This is a genomic window from Pseudomonas sputi (assembly GCF_021603585.1).
GTDB classification, from domain to species: domain Bacteria; phylum Pseudomonadota; class Gammaproteobacteria; order Pseudomonadales; family Pseudomonadaceae; genus Aquipseudomonas; species Aquipseudomonas sputi.
In genome coordinates this window covers 54387-71913 of sequence record NZ_BQHI01000025.1, presented here as the reverse complement: position 1 = coordinate 71913, position 17527 = coordinate 54387, and the positions used below count along the sequence as shown (strand labels likewise).

The 17527-nt window shown below is 61.3% G+C and carries 12 protein-coding genes, 1 tRNA gene and 1 pseudogene; 5 read left to right on the top strand and 9 right to left on the bottom strand.

Annotation, left to right across the window (positions count from 1 at the left end; all coding sequences use genetic code 11):
* Positions 1 to 159: 159 nt before the first annotated feature.
* The 4 genes from L6D81_RS24350 to L6D81_RS24335 form a co-directional block, all read right to left on the bottom strand.
* Positions 160 to 1332, bottom strand: a complete 1173-nt coding sequence (locus tag L6D81_RS24350) for a hypothetical protein (RefSeq protein ID WP_236182255.1) — start codon at positions 1330 to 1332, stop codon at positions 160 to 162.
* A gap of 62 nt (positions 1333 to 1394) precedes the next feature.
* Positions 1395 to 3107: a J domain-containing protein gene (locus L6D81_RS24345; protein WP_236182254.1), complete on the bottom strand. Its 1713-nt coding sequence runs from the start codon at positions 3105 to 3107 to the stop codon at positions 1395 to 1397.
* Positions 3108 to 3118: 11 nt separating this feature from the next.
* A complete protein-coding gene (locus L6D81_RS24340) occupies positions 3119 to 4816 on the bottom strand; it encodes a molecular chaperone HscC (RefSeq protein WP_236182253.1) in 1698 nt (565 codons plus the stop codon).
* Between the two features lie 199 nt (positions 4817 to 5015).
* Positions 5016 to 6434 carry a short-chain fatty acid transporter gene (locus L6D81_RS24335; RefSeq protein WP_039766372.1) on the bottom strand — a complete coding sequence of 473 codons (1419 nt, stop codon included), beginning with the start codon at positions 6432 to 6434 and terminating at the stop codon, positions 5016 to 5018.
* Between the two features lie 200 nt (positions 6435 to 6634).
* Between L6D81_RS24335 and L6D81_RS24330 the strand changes: the two genes are divergently transcribed.
* The 4 genes and pseudogenes from L6D81_RS24330 (at position 6635) to L6D81_RS24315 (ending at position 10068) form a co-directional block, all read left to right on the top strand.
* Positions 6635 to 7948 carry an MFS transporter gene (locus L6D81_RS24330; RefSeq protein WP_236182252.1) on the top strand — a complete coding sequence of 438 codons (1314 nt, stop codon included), beginning with the start codon at positions 6635 to 6637 and terminating at the stop codon, positions 7946 to 7948.
* 117 nt (positions 7949 to 8065) lie between these two features.
* Positions 8066 to 8842: pseudogene (locus tag L6D81_RS29760) on the top strand (PAS domain-containing protein); the annotation flags it as partial.
* Between the two features lie 108 nt (positions 8843 to 8950).
* The gene (locus tag L6D81_RS29755; protein ID WP_236182263.1) at positions 8951 to 9382 is read left to right on the top strand and encodes a methyl-accepting chemotaxis protein; all 432 of its coding nucleotides are present in this window, start codon (positions 8951 to 8953) and stop codon (positions 9380 to 9382) included.
* An 86-nt stretch (positions 9383 to 9468) separates the two neighbouring features.
* On the top strand, positions 9469 to 10068 hold the full coding sequence (locus tag L6D81_RS24315; protein WP_236182251.1) for a flavin reductase family protein: 600 nt from the start codon (positions 9469 to 9471) through the stop codon (positions 10066 to 10068).
* 88 nt (positions 10069 to 10156) lie between these two features.
* Here L6D81_RS24315 and ggt read toward each other — a convergent pair whose 3' ends face one another.
* Entirely contained in the window at positions 10157 to 11989 is a 1833-nt protein-coding gene (ggt, locus tag L6D81_RS24310; protein WP_236182250.1) for a gamma-glutamyltransferase, read from the bottom strand.
* Between the two features lie 155 nt (positions 11990 to 12144).
* On the opposite strand from ggt, the gene L6D81_RS24305 reads away from it, so the two are divergent.
* Complete coding sequence (locus L6D81_RS24305) at positions 12145 to 13251, top strand: DUF2817 domain-containing protein (RefSeq protein WP_236182249.1); 1107 nt, start codon at positions 12145 to 12147, stop codon at positions 13249 to 13251.
* A 59-nt stretch (positions 13252 to 13310) separates the two neighbouring features.
* Here the strand turns inward: L6D81_RS24305 and L6D81_RS24300 are convergent, their stop codons facing one another.
* The 4 genes from L6D81_RS24300 to L6D81_RS24285 all read right to left on the bottom strand — a co-directional run bounded on the left by L6D81_RS24300 (position 13311) and on the right by L6D81_RS24285 (position 17291).
* Positions 13311 to 13565 (bottom strand): bacteriocin immunity protein, encoded by a 255-nt coding sequence (locus L6D81_RS24300; RefSeq protein WP_236182248.1) that lies wholly within the window; start codon positions 13563 to 13565, stop codon positions 13311 to 13313.
* Positions 13566 to 13567: 2 nt separating this feature from the next.
* Positions 13568 to 14818, bottom strand: a complete 1251-nt coding sequence (locus L6D81_RS24295) for an S-type pyocin domain-containing protein (protein ID WP_236182247.1) — start codon at positions 14816 to 14818, stop codon at positions 13568 to 13570.
* 223 nt (positions 14819 to 15041) lie between these two features.
* Positions 15042 to 15118, bottom strand: a tRNA-Met gene (locus tag L6D81_RS24290).
* Positions 15119 to 15233: 115 nt separating this feature from the next.
* Positions 15234 to 17291, bottom strand: coding sequence for a methyl-accepting chemotaxis protein (locus L6D81_RS24285; RefSeq protein WP_236182246.1), 2058 nt, complete (start codon positions 17289 to 17291; stop codon positions 15234 to 15236).
* Between the last annotated feature and the right edge of the window lie 236 nt (positions 17292 to 17527).

Below are 17527 nucleotides of genomic sequence, written 5' to 3'. Positions count from 1 at the left end.
GTCGCGACTTCCCTCGGCTGACATCCTGTCAGTCCTGCAACATGATGATTGGATCCACGATCCCGTAAATCACAATAGCGGTCTACTGTCAGATCTGACAGGCGAAATAGACGCTTTCCCGAGTCAGCCGAGGCTGACACGGGAACGTCGCACGTTCGTTCAGAGGTGGGCGGCGGGCGCGGCCATGTCCGGCAATGGACTTTTCAGCTGTTGCAGCTGGGATTTGATGGGGGCGGTCGAGCAGGTTTTTTCCGCTTGTGCGGCACTCTCGTTACGGATCGAGGTGTAGAACAGCTCGCAGGTTTTGACCTTCTGCGTCACTTGCCAGGTCTGGGTGCAGCTGTTGAGCAGTGTCTTCGGATCGGTTCCCGGTTTGCTGCCCATCCCCGCCTGCCAGCAGGCGGCGCTCAAGTCTTGTCCCATCACCTTCAGACCGGCCGCATCGGCCTTGGCCTGTGCATCGTCGCCGGTGTAGTTGGCCGGGTCGGCTGCGTACCAGATGTAGCTCGGGTGGTTGGAGCCCAGCACCGGTACATTCACCCCCGCGCTCGGGCTGATGGTTGCCAGGCCCAGTACATTCACGGTCGCACCGTATTGCTGCTTGATCCAGTTACGCACCGGTGCACCAAAGGCAACCATCGGCAGCACGGCGCCGCTGGCGTTCTGGCTGACCTGCTTGACCATGGTGGTCTGGTAGTCCTTGAAGTAGTCATACACGCCTTCCAGATCCTTGCCGGCGCTGGCCGGCGCGGCGATCGGGGCGATGTCGATGATGGTCTGGTAGCCCGGCGTCTGGTCGGCGGGGATGCCATTGTCGGTCAGCAGCGCGGCCCAGCGGTCAGTGGTGTTTGAACGCAGGTAATCCTGGGCCTGGGTCAGCGAGTAATCCGGCGGGAAGTGCAGCAGCTCGACACTTTTGCGGTTTTCCAGGGCCATGCCCAGTGGCAGGAACAGATACCAGCTGTATGCCCATTTGCCGTCGGCGTTGAGTTTGCTGGCGCCGTTGTAGGCCAGGTCGCCGGCGTCCAGCAGTGCGGTCAGCGGTTTGTCGTAGCCCTTCGGTACGCCGCTGATTTCGGCATAGAGCTGATCGTTGTCGTTTTTCACCAGCACTTTGGCGTTGGTGTAGCCGTCGCGCTGCACGCTCTGGCTCAGGTAATGGGCGACGGTCTGCTCCAGCGTCCAGTTGCGAAAGCAGATCACGCTGCAATTGTTGGGGTAGGCGAAGAGGCGGGTGACGCGCTCGGTGCTGCCCAGTTTCAGGTCGACATCGGCGTGGGCCGCAGCGCTCAACGTGAGCGCCGCGAGGGTGAGGCCTGCAAGTTTCAACATGCTCAGATCCTTTTCAGCGTGGGTAAAACCTTGGTGGAGGGGCAATCCGGCCCGCTTCTAGCCTAGCCGGGGAACAGGTGTTTCAGCGAATAACCGAGTTGACTGGCAAGAATCACGCCGGTCATGACCACCAGAAACAGCAGTTGCAACGGACTGAAATGCGCCCAGTGCAGTGCGGTCAGCCAAGGGCGCCGGTCGCTCAGTTCGGGGTCGAGAGTACCGATACGCCGCCTGTGGCACAGTCCGATCAGGATCGTGCCGATGTAAGTGAACGCCCCCAGTCCGCCAAGCAGTACCGAGAACAGCGCAATCATGATGGCTTGCGGTACGCCGTGACGGATGACCAGCCAGCGAGTGTCGGGGTTCCAACGGCGCGGAATCAGGGTCTCGGTCAGCCAGAGATCCTGAACGATCACCTCACCGCTGAGAGGCACCCACCAACTCAAGGCATTACGGAAAAACCACGTCGGGACGCAGGCGAAGGCCAACGGAATGATGATGCTCATTTCCGTGGTTTTGTGCTCGGTGGGGAGATAGAACAACCACAGCGCCAACGCAATTGCCGCCCATGTCCGCAAGGAGGTCTCGCCGGCAACGTAACGCGGCAGAAACCGTCGCCAGTAGAAAACATCGGCGTACGGAAGACGGGCGAGCAGGTCGGGGAAGCGCCACTTGAGGGTTTCCGACAGCTGCTGACAGGCCTGCCAGTCCGCCGGAATGAACCGGTCGGTCATGTCCTTCTGTTGCCGCGGCTTCATCGGGCTGATCAGCAGGCGCGCGGCCAGCGCGTCGGGCGTCCCGTTGCGTTGATCTTCGGCCCGGGCGCACAGGTTGTCGTAGAGGCTTTCCTGATTGCAGCGCTCGATCAGCGCCTGCCAGAGCCAGTCCGGTTGCGGATGAATGCCCTTGGTGTCGTCCCAGCCGAACAACTGGGACACGCGGTCGAACAGTGGCACGCTCCACTCCGTGTCCTGCAGCAGTTGCAGAATGATTTGCTGCCAGTGTTCCCGACGGTCGAACACCTGGAGCCAGGGTTGGGCCGTGTAAGTCCTGAGCCGCGCGAGAAATTCGCGCTCGTTTTGCGATGCGAGCAGTGTCTCCAGCGATTGTCGGTAGTCCGTCAGCAACTCGCTGACGAGAATGCTGCGCTGCCCGTCGGCAATGACGATCTCCTGAAATGGGCCCAGCCAACCGAGGTGCTGCACCGCCCAGCGGGCAATCGAAAGGCGCAGGGCGGGTTGATCGAAGCACAACGCCAGCAACCATGTCTGGAACGCTTGCGCACAATCCTGTTGGCGCGCTTGTTCCCAACGCTCGTCCAGATTGGTGTCCGAGAGGCCGTTCAGCAACGGGGATGCGGCTTCAATGGCTTGGTCAGCGGTCGGCTCCACGGGCTCTGAGTTCAGGGGCTGCACCCGCAAGATCGGCAACTCGAGCGGTGCTTCGGGTGCGGCCGGGGTCACCGGGTCGAATGGCGGCGAGGGGTAATCCCACGCATCAGTCCCGGTCTTCTGCAGCGGCTGAGCCATGGACTGCTCTTGTGCCGCCAGCGCGGCGATCCCCGGGGCCAGCATGACGTCGCCGTGCTCCTCGGTCTCTTCGTTTTCAAGGCGCCACTGGGCAATCGACAGTGCGCGCTCATAGGCCTCGCGCAGGCGCTGGAAGCCTGCGGCATCTTCATCGGGCCGGAAGACTTTCAGCAGCCGCGCATAGCTGCGCTTGATATCACGCAGCCCGGCATCTTCGGGCAGTTGCAGGACAGACCAGCATTCCATGTCGTGTTTCCTTACTGCCAGGGACTGCGGTCGAGGGCGCTCAACTGCTTGCTCAGTTCGGTGCGGGTCTCACGGATCTGCCGCTCGTCCTGAGAGTCCAGGGCGTGCTGGAATTGCTTGGCCCAATGGCCGATCTGATCACGCAGGTCGCCCAGGCTTTCCTGATACAGACGTTCCAGCCGCGCACTGAGCAGAGTGTTGACCTGTTGCTCGCGTGGATGGATCTTCAGTTGCGCGAGGCTTTGCAGACGCTGCTGGATCTCCTCGGGCGTCAGCACACCGGGGTTGTTCTCGATGACCAGCGAGTGTTGCTGACCGGTCAGGGGAATGCTGACCTGGGCTTCGAGCAAGCCGTTGTTGTCGTAGGTGAAGCGCACATCCAGCTCGACTTCGCCGGCCTTGCGCTTGGGCACCTTGATGTCCAGTTGGCCGAGCGCCACGTTGTCTTTGACCAGGCGGCTTTCGCCCTGAAAGATTTTCACGACGACCTGTTCCTGATTGTCGTGAAGGGTCTGCACGGTTTTCACCCGGCTGACCGGGACGATGCTGTTGCGCTCGATGATCGGCAGGTAATGCCCGCTTTCATATTGGCGACCGACCTGGGTGGAGGTCTCGATCCCCAGGGTGTAGGAGCAGACATCGGTGAGCACCACTTCTTCCAGCGCGGCCGATCGGGCCTTGAGCGCTGCCTGAATCGCGGCGCCCTGGGCCACCACCTGATCCGGATCGAGACTGATCGACGGGAAGCGACCGAACAGCCCGGCGGCAAGTTTGCGCACCAGCGGCATGCGGGTGGTACCGCCGACCAGCAGGATCTCGTCGAGGTCGCTGACGCGGATGCGTGCGTCGCGCAGGGCCCGTTCGATCGGTGCGCGCAGGCGTTCGAGCAATGGCATGTACAGCGTCGCCATTTGCGCCTGAGTGATGGTCTGCGTCCACTGCTTTTCGCCGACCTGCACTCTGAATTCGGCGCTGGCGTCCTGCCCCAGTGCGCGGCGCACACGCTCGGCCTCGCGGCGCAGCGGCTGGAGGATGGTCGTGCGCTCGGGGAAGTCCGACACGTTGCGATGCTGATCGATAAAGTGTTCAAGCAGCACGTTGTCGAAATCCTCGCCGCCCAGGAAGTTGTCACCGGCGCTGGCGCGCACCTCCATGACGCCTTCGAAGAGCTCGAGAATCGACACGTCGAATGTACCGCCGCCCAGGTCGAACACCAGGAATGAGGTTTCCTTGTCCCTTTGGTGCAGGCCGTAAGCCAGTGCGGCGGCGGTGGGTTCGTTGATCAGCTTTTCGACTTTCAGGCCCGCCAGCTCACCGGCGATGCGTGTGGCCTTGCGCTGGGCGTCGCTGAAATAGGCCGGAACGCTGATCACGGCTTCCGTGACGGTCTGGCCGTAGGTGCGCTCGACGTCTTCTTTCAGGCTCTTGAGCACCAGCGCCGACAGCTCTTCGGGACGGAATTTTTTATCCCCGAGGTAGACCTCCGTCGCGCTGCCCATATGGCGTTTGAACAGCGACGCGGTCAGGCGCGGGTGGGTGTGCAGGCGTTCACGGGCGGCTTGCCCGACCAGAATCCGGCCCTGATCGTCCAGCCCCACCACGCTGGGTGTCAGGAACTGCCCCAAGGCATTGGGCACCAACTCAGTGGCATCGCCGCGCCATACGGCAACAAGGCTGTTGGTCGTTCCCAGGTCAATCCCGACGATCATTGCAACGAACTCCCTTTGCGCTCAGACAAAAAATGAAACAGATATTGGCGCGCAAGAATATTACCGAGGCAGTGGCGCGGTAAAGAAAGATGATGGCTCTGAGCCATTATTTGCGACAGGCAGCCGCAGAACGATTCGTTCGGGTGATTTTGTTGAAGAGAAAGACAGGGCGCCGGGGCCGGCACCCTGTCGCCATCGTTTATGGCATCACGGGCGGGAGATAGGAAAGGGTCGTGCCCAGCGCCCACAGCAACACCAGCACCAGTGGCGTGTGCACCAGCAATTGCACGAACGAGAAACCGATCAGATCCCGCGCCTTCAGCCCCAGAACGCCCAGCAGCGGCAGCATGTAGAAGGGGTTGATCAGGTTCGGCAGGGCTTCGGCGGCGTTGTAGATCTGCACTGCCCAACCGAGGTGATAGTTCAGATCGTTAGCCACCTGCATCACGTACGGCGCCTCGATGATCCACTTGCCGCCGCCGGACGGAATGAAGAAACCGAGAATCGCCGAGTACACGCCCATCAGCAGCGCATAGGTGTCGTGGGAGGCGATGCTGACGAAGAACGTCGAGATGTGATGGGCCAGGGTCTGGGCGTCAGTGCCCTTGACCGTGGTCATCAGCGCTGCAATCGAGCCATACAGCGGGAACTGGATCAGCACCCCGGTGGTGGTCGGCACGGCCCGCGCCACCGCATCGAGGAAACTGCGAGGGCGCCAGTGCAGCAACGCGCCGAGCATGATGAACAGGAAGTTGTAGGTGTTGAGCCCGGAAATCGCGGTGATCGCCGGTTTGGTCGAAAACTCGTGGAACAGCCAACCGGCCGCCAGCAAGACCAGCAGAATGATCAGCAGCGGGCTGTGTTCCAGCCATTCGCCGGGACGGGTGCGCGGTTGCAGCGGCGGCAGGTTGAAGGCCGGGTCGATGCCGCAGGCCTTGGCGTCACGCGCCGAGTTCGGGCCGGGCGCGGTGGCGTAGGCGATGATGATCGAAATCACGATCAGCGCCAGCAGCATCACCCCCGACTGCCAGAGGAAAATCGTCTGGGTGAACGGAATCACCCCGGTGATCGACAGAATCGACGGCGGCAGGCTGGCCGGGTTGGCCTGCAACTGCGCGGCGGACGACGACAGTCCCAGTGCCCAAACCGCACCAAGGCCCAGATAGGCGGCGGCACCGGCGGCGCGGTAATCCATTTTCAGATCGGTGCGGCGGGCGAGGGCGCGGACCAGCAAACCGCCGAACACCAGCGACAGGCCCCAGTTGAGCAAGGATGCGACCATCGAGATCAACGCGACCCAGGCCACGGCCGAGCGACCGTTCTTCGGGATCCGCGCCAGACGGTCGATCAGTTTCACGGCGGGCGGCGAACTGGCCACGACATAACCGCCGATCACTACGAAAGCCATCTGCATGGTGAACGGGATCAGGCTCCAGAACCCGTCCCCGAACGCCATGGCGGCGTCAGTGGGTTTGGCGCCCATGGCCAGGGTCGCCAGGGCGACGATGATCACCGCCAGTGCGGCGAATACCCAGGAATCGGGAAACCAGCGTTCGGCAAAACTTGAACAGCGCAAGGCAAAGCGCGCAGAGCGGCTATCTTCGATATCAACGGCCACGGGAATACCTCGGATTTTTATGTTTATTGTGGTCTTCGGGGCTTGGCCGGCCCGTCTGGACAGGTGCCAACAGTAAATCAACGGCGGATTTTTGTGACCGTGTTTTGCAGAAATCAGGACTATGGTCTAACGGGTTGTCCGACGGCCCGTTTGCGTAGACCATGAGCGCCTTGGTTTTTTGCCTGCCAGAGTTCTTTGCCATGACTGCCCAATCCACAGCCCGACCGGTGCCGTTCAGCCGTTCCGACTACAAGACCCTCGGCCTTGCGGCCCTGGGCGGGGCGCTGGAGATCTACGATTTCATCATTTTCGTGTTCTTCGCCCTGACCCTCAGCCAGTTGTTCTTCCCGCCGGAAATGCCTGAGTGGCTGCGCCTGCTGCAAAGCTTCGGGATCTTTGTCACCGGCTATCTGGCGCGCCCGTTGGGCGGGATCCTGATGGCGCATTTCGCCGACCGACTGGGACGCAAGAAAGTCTTCAGCCTGAGCATCCTGATGATGGCGCTGCCGTGCCTGCTGATCGGGATCATGCCGACCTACGCGCAGATCGGCTATTTCGCACCGCTGTTACTGCTGGCGCTGCGCATCCTGCAAGGCGCGGCGGTGGGTGGCGAAGTGCCGAGTGCCTGGGTGTTCGTTGCCGAGCACGCACCGGTTGGTCATCGCGGGTATGCCCTGGGCTTTTTGCAGGCCGGTCTGACCTTCGGCTATTTGATCGGCGCATTGACCGCGACCTTTCTCGCACAAGTGTTCACTCCGTCCGAAGTGCTCGATTACGCCTGGCGTTACCCGTTCCTGCTCGGCGGTGTGTTCGGTGTGATCGGCGTCTGGCTGCGCCGCTGGCTGAGCGAAACCCCGGTGTTCATGGCCATGGAAGCGCAGCGCGAGGCGCGGGTCGAACTGCCGCTGCGCAGCGTGCTGCGCGATCATCGCCTGGCGATGTTGCCGGCGATGCTGCTGACCTGCGTACTGACCTCGGCGGTGGTGGTGTTCGTGGTCATCACCCCGACCATGATGCAAAAAACCTTTGGCATGACTGCCGGTCACACCTTCGCGTTGAGCGCACTGGGCATTGTCTTTCTGAACATCGGTTGCGTGATTGCCGGTCGGCTGGTCGATCGCATCGGCGCCTGGCGTACGGTCATGCTCTACAGCCTGTTGCTGCCACTGGGGATCGGCTTGCTTTACACCTGCCTGATCAGCGGCGGGGATTGGGTCGGTCTGGCCTACGCCATCGCCGGGTTGTGCTGTGGCGTGGTCGGTGCGGTGCCGTCGGTGATGGTCAGCCTGTTCCCGGCGCGGATTCGCGTCTCCGGGATCTCCTTCACCTACAACATTGCCTACGCCGCCTGGGCCAGTGTCACGCCGTTGCTGCTGATCGGTCTGATGCCATGGAGCCCGTGGATCTGCGTGATGTTCTGCGCGGTGATGGGCGCGGTGGGCGTCGCCAGTGCGGCGTATTTCGGTTCGCGGATGCCGCGCGCGGAGCAGTGTGCCGTGGCCGGCACCGCCTGAGTTGTCGAGGCTTAACTATTTTTGTAGGACAAGCCTCGCGCGCTCTTCAGAAAAGATTTCCAAGGCCGATGGTTAGGCTGTGTGTCCGCTCTCCATCCAGTCCATCGGTGCTTTCCCATGTTCAACAAACGCCTGAAGCAAGAGCTGGCGGCTCTTCGTGAAGAACTCTCCAGCCTTCTGCAAGTGAAGGAGAGCCTGGAAAGCGAGATGCTGGTGCTCACCCTTGAGCCCGACGGGCGGATTCAGTCGGTCAACCAGAACTTCCTCAACGAAATGCTCTACAAGAGCCACGACCTGATCGGCCGGGCCATCGAAGACATCGTGCCGGCCCATGTGAAGTCCGACGAGTTTCATCACCGCTTCAAGGCTGCACTGAGCCGTGGCGAGCATTTCGCCGGTGCTGTGCGTCTTTCACGCGGTAACGGCGAAGAGGCGTGGTTGCGCTCCATCGTCCAGCCGATTCGTTCATCGGATGGCCGGATCAAGCACTTCTCGATTTTCTCCAGCGACCTGACCCGCACCATCGAGGCTTCCCGCGAACACGAAAACCTGATCGGCGCGCTGGTGCGTTCGACGGCCGTGATCGAGTTCGACCTCAGCGGTAACGTGCTCAGTGCCAACGAACGTTTCCTCCAGGGCATGGGTTACAGCCTGGCGCAGATCAAGGGCAAACATCATCGCCAGTTCTGCGAGCCGGAGGAGTACAACAGCGCCGAATACCAGAACTTCTGGCGTCGTTTGAACAATGGCGAATTCGTTGCCGGCCGTTTCAAGCGGGTCGACAGCCATGGTCGTGTCGTCTGGCTGGAGGCCTCCTATAACCCGGTACTCGACGCCAACGAAAAGCTCTACAAAGTGGTGAAGTTCGCCACGGTGATCACCGATCAGGTCAATCAGGAACAGGCCGTCGCCGACGCCGCCAATATCGCCTACAGCACGTCCCTGCAAACCGACAGCACCGCCCAGCGCGGCACCCGTGTGGTGACTGAAGCGGTCAACGTGATGCGCGATCTGTCCAGGCACATGCAGACCGCCGGCGAAGGCATTGAGGCGCTGAACGAGCAATCCCAGGTGATCGGCACCATCGTCAAGACCATCAGCGGCATTGCCGAACAGACCAACCTGCTGGCGCTCAACGCTGCCATTGAAGCCGCTCGCGCGGGTGAGCAGGGCCGAGGCTTTGCCGTGGTGGCCGACGAAGTGCGGCAACTGGCTTCGCGCACCAGTCAGGCGACCGAGGAAATCGTCGGTGTGGTGCGCCAGAACCAGGATATGGCGCGCAACGCCGTGGCCCTCATGACCGACGGCAAGCAGCAGGCCGAGCAAGGGCTGGCGCTGGCGGCGGAGGCCGGTACGGTGATCGTCGAGATCCAGGACGGCGCGCAGAAAGTGGTGAACGCGGTCGGCCAGTTTGCCAATCAGTTATCCAACTGATGCTGTCAGGCGAAGGGATTGTCCATGACCATCCCTTCGCGGTTTTTATCCCGCTACAATCGGCTCTTTTCCCCGGAGCAGATCCCATGCGCGAGTCTTTCCGCCGCCCGGTTCCCCTGAACAAAGCCTACCGCCTGCTCAATCACGGGCCGACCGTGCTGGTCAGCGCCGCCCATGCCGGGCAGCGCAACATCATGGCGGCTGCGTGGGCCATGCCGCTGGATTTCGAACCGCCGAAAGTCGCGGTGGTCCTCGATAAGTCCACCTGGACCCGGCAATTGCTCGAAGCTGCGGGCACTTTCGTTCTCAACGTTCCTTGTGTGAGTCAGGCTGACATCGTGCAGACCGTCGGCTCGACTTCAGGCCTGGAAATCAATCGGGACCAGGGGCAGGACAAGTTCCAGGCTTATGGCTTGCAGACCTTTGCGGCTGAACAGGTTGATGCTCCGATGCTGGACGGTTGCGTGGCCTGGCTCGAATGCCGGTTGTTGCCGGAGCCGCGCAATCATGAACAGTACGATCTGTTCCTGGCCGAGGTGATTGCGGCGCAGGCTGATTCGCGGGTGTTCAGCGATGGACGCTGGCACTTCGAGGGGCATGACGGCTTGCGCACTCTGCACCACGTGGCCGGGGGGCATTTCCTGACGATTGGCGATCCGGTGGATGGCAAGACGCTCGAGGTTTGAGCGCCGCTGGATGACAAGTCATGGCCGGATGTTGCAATACAAAAAAGGCTTGCCTCTCGGTAAGCCTTTTTCAGTTGGCAGCGTTGATTCAATCCCCCAACGCTACTCCTTCGCGCCGAGGATCCGCCCCACCTGCCAGCGTTGCCTTCCCCTGAGCATCCTTGTCTCGCACGATGGCCTGGGTGCCGCTGGTCATGTCGATTTCGTTGACGGTGTGGCCCTTGTCCTTGAGCGCCTGGATCAGCGTCGGGCTGAACTGGCCCTGTTCCAGTTCTGTCGGGCCGTTGCGGCTGCCGAAGTTGGGCAGGCTGATGGCGCTTTGTGGGTCGAGGTTCCAGTCGAGCAGGCCGACGGTGGTTTTGGCCACGTATTCGATGATCTGCGAGCCGCCGGGAGAGCCGACGGTGGCGACGAATTCGCCACTGTTGCGGTCGAAGATCAGGGTCGGCGCCATCGACGAGCGCGGGCGTTTGCCGGGTTCCACGCGGTTGGCGACTTTCTGGCCGTTCTCTTCGGGGATGAACGAGAAATCGGTCATCTGATTGTTGAGCAAGAAGCCCTGAACCATCAAGTGCGAGCCGAATGCCGCTTCGATGGTGGTGGTCATCGACACGGCGCCACCGAAGTCATCCACGGCCACCACTTGTGAGGTGGAAATGCGCAGCGGCGAGCGATCCGGCGCATAGGCAACCTGTACGCCCGGCGGTGTGCCGGGTCTGGCGCTGCCCATGCTGCGTTCGCCAATCAGGCTGGCGCGGCTGGCCAGATAGCCCGGATCGACCAGGCCTTTGACCGGTACCGGCACGAAGTCGGTATCGGCTACGTATTGCGCGCGGTCGGCGTAGGCCAGACGTTCGGCTTCGGCGATCAGGTGCACGGCTTGCGGTGCAGGTTCGATGCCGGCGGGCTTATCGGTCTTCACAGGCTTGAGCGGCGTCAGGGACAGTCGCGGATCGCGGGTTTCCAGCGCCTGCAAGGTGCCGAGAATCTGCGCCACCGCAATCCCGCCCGATGATGGCGGCGGCATCCCGCAAACCTGCCAGCGTTTGTAGTCGGTGCACAGGGGCGCGCGCTCCTTGGCCTGATAGTGCTGAAGGTCGGTCAGCGACAGGCTGCCGGGGTTGGCGTGGCCCTGAACCCTGGCCACGATCTCTTCGGCGATCGGGCCTTTGTACAGTGCGTCCGCACCTTCGTTGGCGATGCGTTTGAGAACGGCGGCCAGCGCCGGGTTTTGCAGTCGCGTGCCGACGGCTTTGACGCTGCCATCGCTGTTCAGAAAGTACTTGGCCATGTCCGGCGAGCGGCGAATCACCGGGTCGGATTCCAGCAGCGAATGAAGGCGTGGGGAGATCGCAAAACCCTGCTCCGCCAGTTTGATCGCGGGCTCGAACAACGTTGCCCACGGCAAGCGGCCCTGTTGTTTGTGCGCCAGTTCCAGCGCTCGCATCACGCCCGGTGTGCCAACAGAGCGTCCGCCGATCTGCGCTTGCGGGAAGGGCATCGGTTTGCCGTCGGCTTGTAAAAACAGCTTCTCGGTCGCGCCGGCCGGTGCCGTTTCACGACCGTCATAGGTGCGCACCTGTTTGCCATCCCACAGCACGATCATCGCGCCACCACCGATCCCCGAGGATTGCGGCTCGACCAGGGTCAACACGGCTTGCATTGCGATGGCGGCATCGATGGCGGAACCACCCTGACGCAACATCTCGCGACCGGCTTCGGCAGCCAGTGGATTGGCAGCGGCGGCCATGTGTTTCTCGGCGTGGCTGGCTTGCAGGCCGGTGCGGTAGCCGGAGGCGGCTTCCGGCGCCAGCGGCAGGGTCGAGGAGGGCGGTGCGTTGCAGGCCGTAAGGGCAATGGCGCTGACGATCAGCGTCAGGGCGGGCAGACGAAAGCGGTTCAGGGAAAGGGCTGGAAGCACGCGGGGCTCTCCGTCCGTGGGATAAAAGTCTGACGGACTGTATCGGCCGACCGTGCAGGACGCAAACCATCGGTGTGTTTGTCCTTCATGCCTTGGCGAATTTTCTGTAGGGTCAGAGCCAATAGTGAAGCCAGAACAATCAACAAGAGGCCGCCATGCATAACGCATTTCCGACACAGCCCAGCTATCGCGAACAGCGCGAGCGCTTTCTTGCTGCCGCGAAGGTGGCGGGTGCCACGCTCTCTTCGTACGCGCATCCGCTCAATGGGCCGTTTGGCGAGTCTTTGAGTACCGATGTCGCGGTGCTGGGGGATCCAGCGGCCAAACGGCGTCTGGTGGCGCTCAGCGGCACCCACGGGGTTGAAGGTTATTACGGTTCGGAATGCCAGATCGACTGGCTGAAGCATTTCACGCCGGAGTCGCTGCCGAAGGATGTCGCGGTGGTGATGGTTCACCTGATCAACCCGTGGGGCACGGCGTGGCTGCGGCGGGTCAATGAAGACAACGTAGACCTCAACCGCAATCACCTGGATTTCAACCGACCGCTTCCGGACAACCGCGCTTACGCAGCGCTGCATGAAATCTACGCCTGCACCGATTTGAACGGCCCCGAGCGGCAAAAGGCTGATGCCTTGCTCGATGCGCAAATTGCCGAGCACGGCTGGCCGGCAGTGATGTCGATTGTCGAGGGCGGCCAGCACAGTCATTCCGACGGGTTGTTCTTTGGCGGACTCGCGCCGAGTTGGTCGAATCGCACGCTGCATTCAATCATCGAGAATCATCTGGCCGGCGCTGAAATCGTGATGTGTTTCGACCTGCACACCGGCGCCGGTGAGTACGGGCATCCGATGCTGTTGACGATTACCCGGGCGCCTTATCCGGCGCTGGCAAAGGCGCAATCGATTTACGGCCCGTGGCTCTACACGCTGCACACCGGCGCCGAAACCTTGAGTGAAACCGGCGTTGCCGCGACCGCTACCGGCTACACCTCGCAGGCATTGCTCAATGCGCTGCCGAATGTGCAACTGATGCCGTTCGTGATCGAGTGCGGGACTTATCCGGGGCCGGACGTGCATCGTTACCTGCGCGACGATCACTGGCTGCATCTGCATGGCGATCCGCTGGATGCGATGGGGCGCGAGATCAAACTGAATCTGCTGGAGCAGTTCTATCCGGCGGATCCGGACTGGCGGGCGATTGTCGGTTTGCGGACGCGGCAGATTTGGGCGAAGGGGCTCAGGGCGTTAGGGGGCGAGGCATAAACAAACGGCTTGCCTTTCTGTAAGCCGTTTTAGCTGTTTGGAGTATGGATTCCAGATGTTCACTGCTTGAAACCAGGTAGGCCGTTGGCAGCACGCCACTCTTTCACCGTTTCTGTGATGCCTTCGGCTGTTACTCTTTTGCTCAAGTCCTCCGGCCAATAAATCAAGTCAGATCCTGCCGGGTGCTCACTGAGACGTTCAAACTCGAAAAGTAACGGATCAAGTATTTCATCGGGACTTGTATTGGCCGCCAGCACGGATTTCAGAAACTCAATGAACTCGGATTCTGTGTAGTCAGAAATGGTTTTTTTCATGGCTATCCACTTCGGTGGTTTTCAACGTGATTTTTTGGAGTGTTCACTCGTAAGTTGTCTATGTCGTATACCGCTCCGTTATTGGCAATATGCTCGACATGATGCAGTTCATAAGATGTTCTGTCTCCCGCCCAGTCTTGCCTGCGGGCCTTTGGCGACAAACCGTCGCGCATTCGCTCGATGTTCCCCTGTATGAATTGTTCCGCCAGATCAGGATCATTGGCCACTTCCTCCCAAAACGCCTCCCTGAATTTGTCGAAACTTGAAAACTCCCGCCCTCTGAGCCTGTTTGCTATTCGCGTGGGAATTGGCACACCAATCCCCGTTCGTGCTCCCGCCAGCCATATCCCGGAAACATCCTCCCCAACCCCCGTCACCGTCCCAGGCGTTAATCTCGCCGGTTTCGAAAACACCACATACAACGACTTCAGCCCGGTCTCCGCCGGAAACACAAGAATACAATCCTCGGCGGTGATGTCTTCGCCGGGCAGGATTTCAATCTGGCTGTCGGTGTTCGCGGCGATCGGGTGGACGAGGATCGTACTCAGTGGTTCGCCGTGCTCCGGATACACCAGCGGTGGCATCGATCCCAGCGGCCCGCGTTGCGGCGTCCACAAAATCGTGATGCCGTTGAGCTTCGCCTCCATGGCGGTCTTGTCGTTGTTCCACTCGACTTTTACGGTACGCACGGAGTCGTCGCCCGAGGCTCCGGTGTGGATGCCGTAGACCTGCATGACCCCTTCGGCATCTCGCCGAAACTGAAAGCGCACGCGAGTGGTGGCGCGGCTCATGCTGCGTAGCTGTTCATCAGTGTGAAGCGTGCCGTCGCCCATTCGGGTCGGGAGCATCCCGAGGATAAACACGCTGGCCGGGCCTCCCGCACCGCGGATTGCCCAATTAAGGCGCTGCTGCAGGATTCCACCACCGGCCATGCGCCCCAACGCCAGATCGGCGCCGATGGCCTTCGCTACGGCGTGACTGGCAGCGGGAATGCGCAGAGCGCCTGCCACCATGACTTTGCCGAAGTGAGAGGCGGGCTCAGGTGTAGTGCCCGCATCCGTCCGGCACCAGTTGCCCGGCGTGCAGGACTTGGCAAAAACCAGATCGTCGCGAGGCTTTGGCGATGGCCATTCGTCTGTCCGGATATAAACGGGTTCTGGCGGCGGGGGCGGAATCCATCCGGTCCATGTCGCGTTTTCGCTCGGGCGTTTTCGACGCCACTCATCGTCGAAAAGGAATTTGTTCAGGTCCATGACCACTCCCTGTCTGTCCTGGAATCGAGACAGGGGAGCGTGTCGGTCTATCGGGATGGCGATCAAATCGACTGGCGCAGATGCAGGTGCCTGGACGAACGAAAAATCCTCTTCGTACGCCTTTCGCACCGGGTTCCTACAGAATCAGACCGATCCAGCGGGGAGGCACTTTTCTCGAGGCATAAAAAAACGGCTTACCTTTCGGTAAGCCGTTTTTAGTACTTGGTGGCTACACAGGGACTTGAACCCCGGACCCCAGCATTATGAATGCTATGCTCTAACCAACTGAGCTATGTAGCCAAGTGGCGCGCATTATTCCCCTGAAATGGAAAAGCGTCAAGCGTAAATTCAAAATATTTCTTCTTATTTTCAACCGCTTATCCTCCCGCACCGAAAATCGGGGCGGGAGGGGCTTTCAACGCAGCTGAAATCTTCCGGTGTTGGCACTCAAGGCATGGCTACCCTGACTCAAGGTGTCCGCCGCAAGGTTCACCGCCCGCGCACCTTCAAGCAGGCGGACCGCCGCCTGATCCACCTGCTGGATATTGCCGCTGACCTCATCGGCGGTGCTCGCCTGTTCTTCGACCGCCGTGGCGATCTGGGCGAGGGTGTCGGTGACGCTCTGCACGGCGCTGGCGATTTCCCCCAGGCGTTCGCCAAGTCCGGTGACCGCCTCGGCATCCGATTGCGCCTGGCCGCACGCTGCTTCCATCAGGCTCACGGCTTCGTTGACCGTATTGCGCAGACTGTCGACCGTACCGGCGATCTGCGCGGTAGACGACTGCGTACGCTGCGACAGGCTGCGTACCTCGTCGGCCACTACGGCAAAACCCCGCCCTTGTTCACCGGCGCGAGCGGCCTCGATGGCGGCGTTGAGCGCCAGCAGGTTGGTCTGTTCGGCGACGCCACGAATGGTATCGACCACCAATTGAATCTGCTGCCCTTGCTCGCTGACCCGGCCGAGCGCTGCTGCGGTTTCGTTCAGACGCTGATTGAGCTGTTGAATACTTGCTGTAGTGCGCTGGCTGTCACGGCTGCTGTCGGCAGCGATGCGCCGGGTGTGCTGGGCACTGCCCGACGCCTGTTCGCAACTCTGCGCCACGCCTTGAGAAGTCGCTGCCAGTTGTGTGGCCGCTGCGGCGATCTGGCTGATCTGCAATTGCTGCGCCTCGACTTCGCTGAGGGCGCCGCTGGAGTGTTCGTTGAGGCTGCGCACGGCGTTGCTCAGTTGCGAAGTCTCGTGATCGACACCCAGCAGGCTGGTGCGCAATTGCACCACCGCCACGTTGAGTGCGGTGCTGATCGAGGCCAGTTCATCGCGACCCACGACTGGCACTTGCAGGCTCAGATTACCGTCGCGCAAAGCCTCAGCCAGCAGTGTGATGCCGCTGGCGCTACGACGGATCGAGGCTTGCAGGCAAACGAACAAGTACAGCGCCGCCAGCAACAGCAAACCGAAGACCGTCGCCACAACGATGAACTGACGAATCGCCGATCCATGGTAGTCATCCAGCCGCTGATCCAGCGATACCAGCGATTGCTGGCGCAGCGTGGCGAGGTTGCCGAGCAGGGCATCGAGGCTGCGCTCGAACGCTTCAGGCTTGAGATTGATGCTGCCGCCGAATACGCCGTCATCCAGCACTTTCAAACCCGCATCCAGTTGTTTGAGGCTGTCGTGATACTGCCCGGCCCAGTTTTGCAGGGCTGGCGGCTGACGCGCTTCGAGCAGGCCTGCGGTTTTCACCAACTGCTCGCGGGCATCACCGATGCGGCTGCGCAAGTCACGCAGTTGCAAACGGCTTTGCAGAGTGAACTGGCCGGAAACCACGGACGCCTGGCCGACAGCTGCCAGTCGGCCGACGCGTTCGATCAGGTCCGGTGCGTGCTGGGTGGAAATCTGCGTCAGCAGATAGGTTTCCAGCCACGGCGCAAGAATCAGGCGATTATCCATCGCGATTTGTTCGCGCAGCGCTTGCAGGGCGCTGAGTGCGTTGGTGAAGCGATCATAACCGTCTGGCCACCAGCCAACACCGGAAAGGCTTTTCGAGTCCAGACCATTGAGCGCGGCTTGCAGGGCCTGATAGCGGGTCAGTGTTTCGCCTTCCGCGCCTTCGGCTCGCAAGGCATTGCCCAGATCCAGCGTGGCCTGAGCAACGGCAGGCTGCACAGCATCGAATGCGGCCATCGCGGCGAGGGTCGCGGGCGTCGGCTGGCGGTTGGTTTCCGTGGCGCGCCAGCGGGCGGCGCGGTCGCGTTGGGCGGCGAGCAGGTTGTCGAGTGCATCGAGGGCGAGCAACTGCCGCACGCCGGCACGTTCGCCAGCGATCAGGTTGAGTTTTTCGCGATAGTCCTGGCCGATCATCAACAGGCTGCCGGCCAATGGAAGGATAAACAGTAGAAACAACAACTGGAATTTACGCGCGAAGCCAAACCGCCCCAGCAATCCGATCCCCGGTGATAAAAAAAACTGCATGCCCCATGACTCCTCTGGACACCACGCACCATCGGCGTGCATCGCGGTCGTTGCGACCGGGATTGGTGCCCTGCTTAAAGGCCTCGAAAGTTCACCCTTACCCGCTCTGTAGGCCGGCTCTGTAGCGAAACTTCCCATTCTCGATGCCCTTTGTAAGGGCGCCGCGTTCAAGCGGATAAGCAAGGCAAGATTCAGACCATGGCGTTGCGCTATCACTTGCGACGCGACGATTGAAT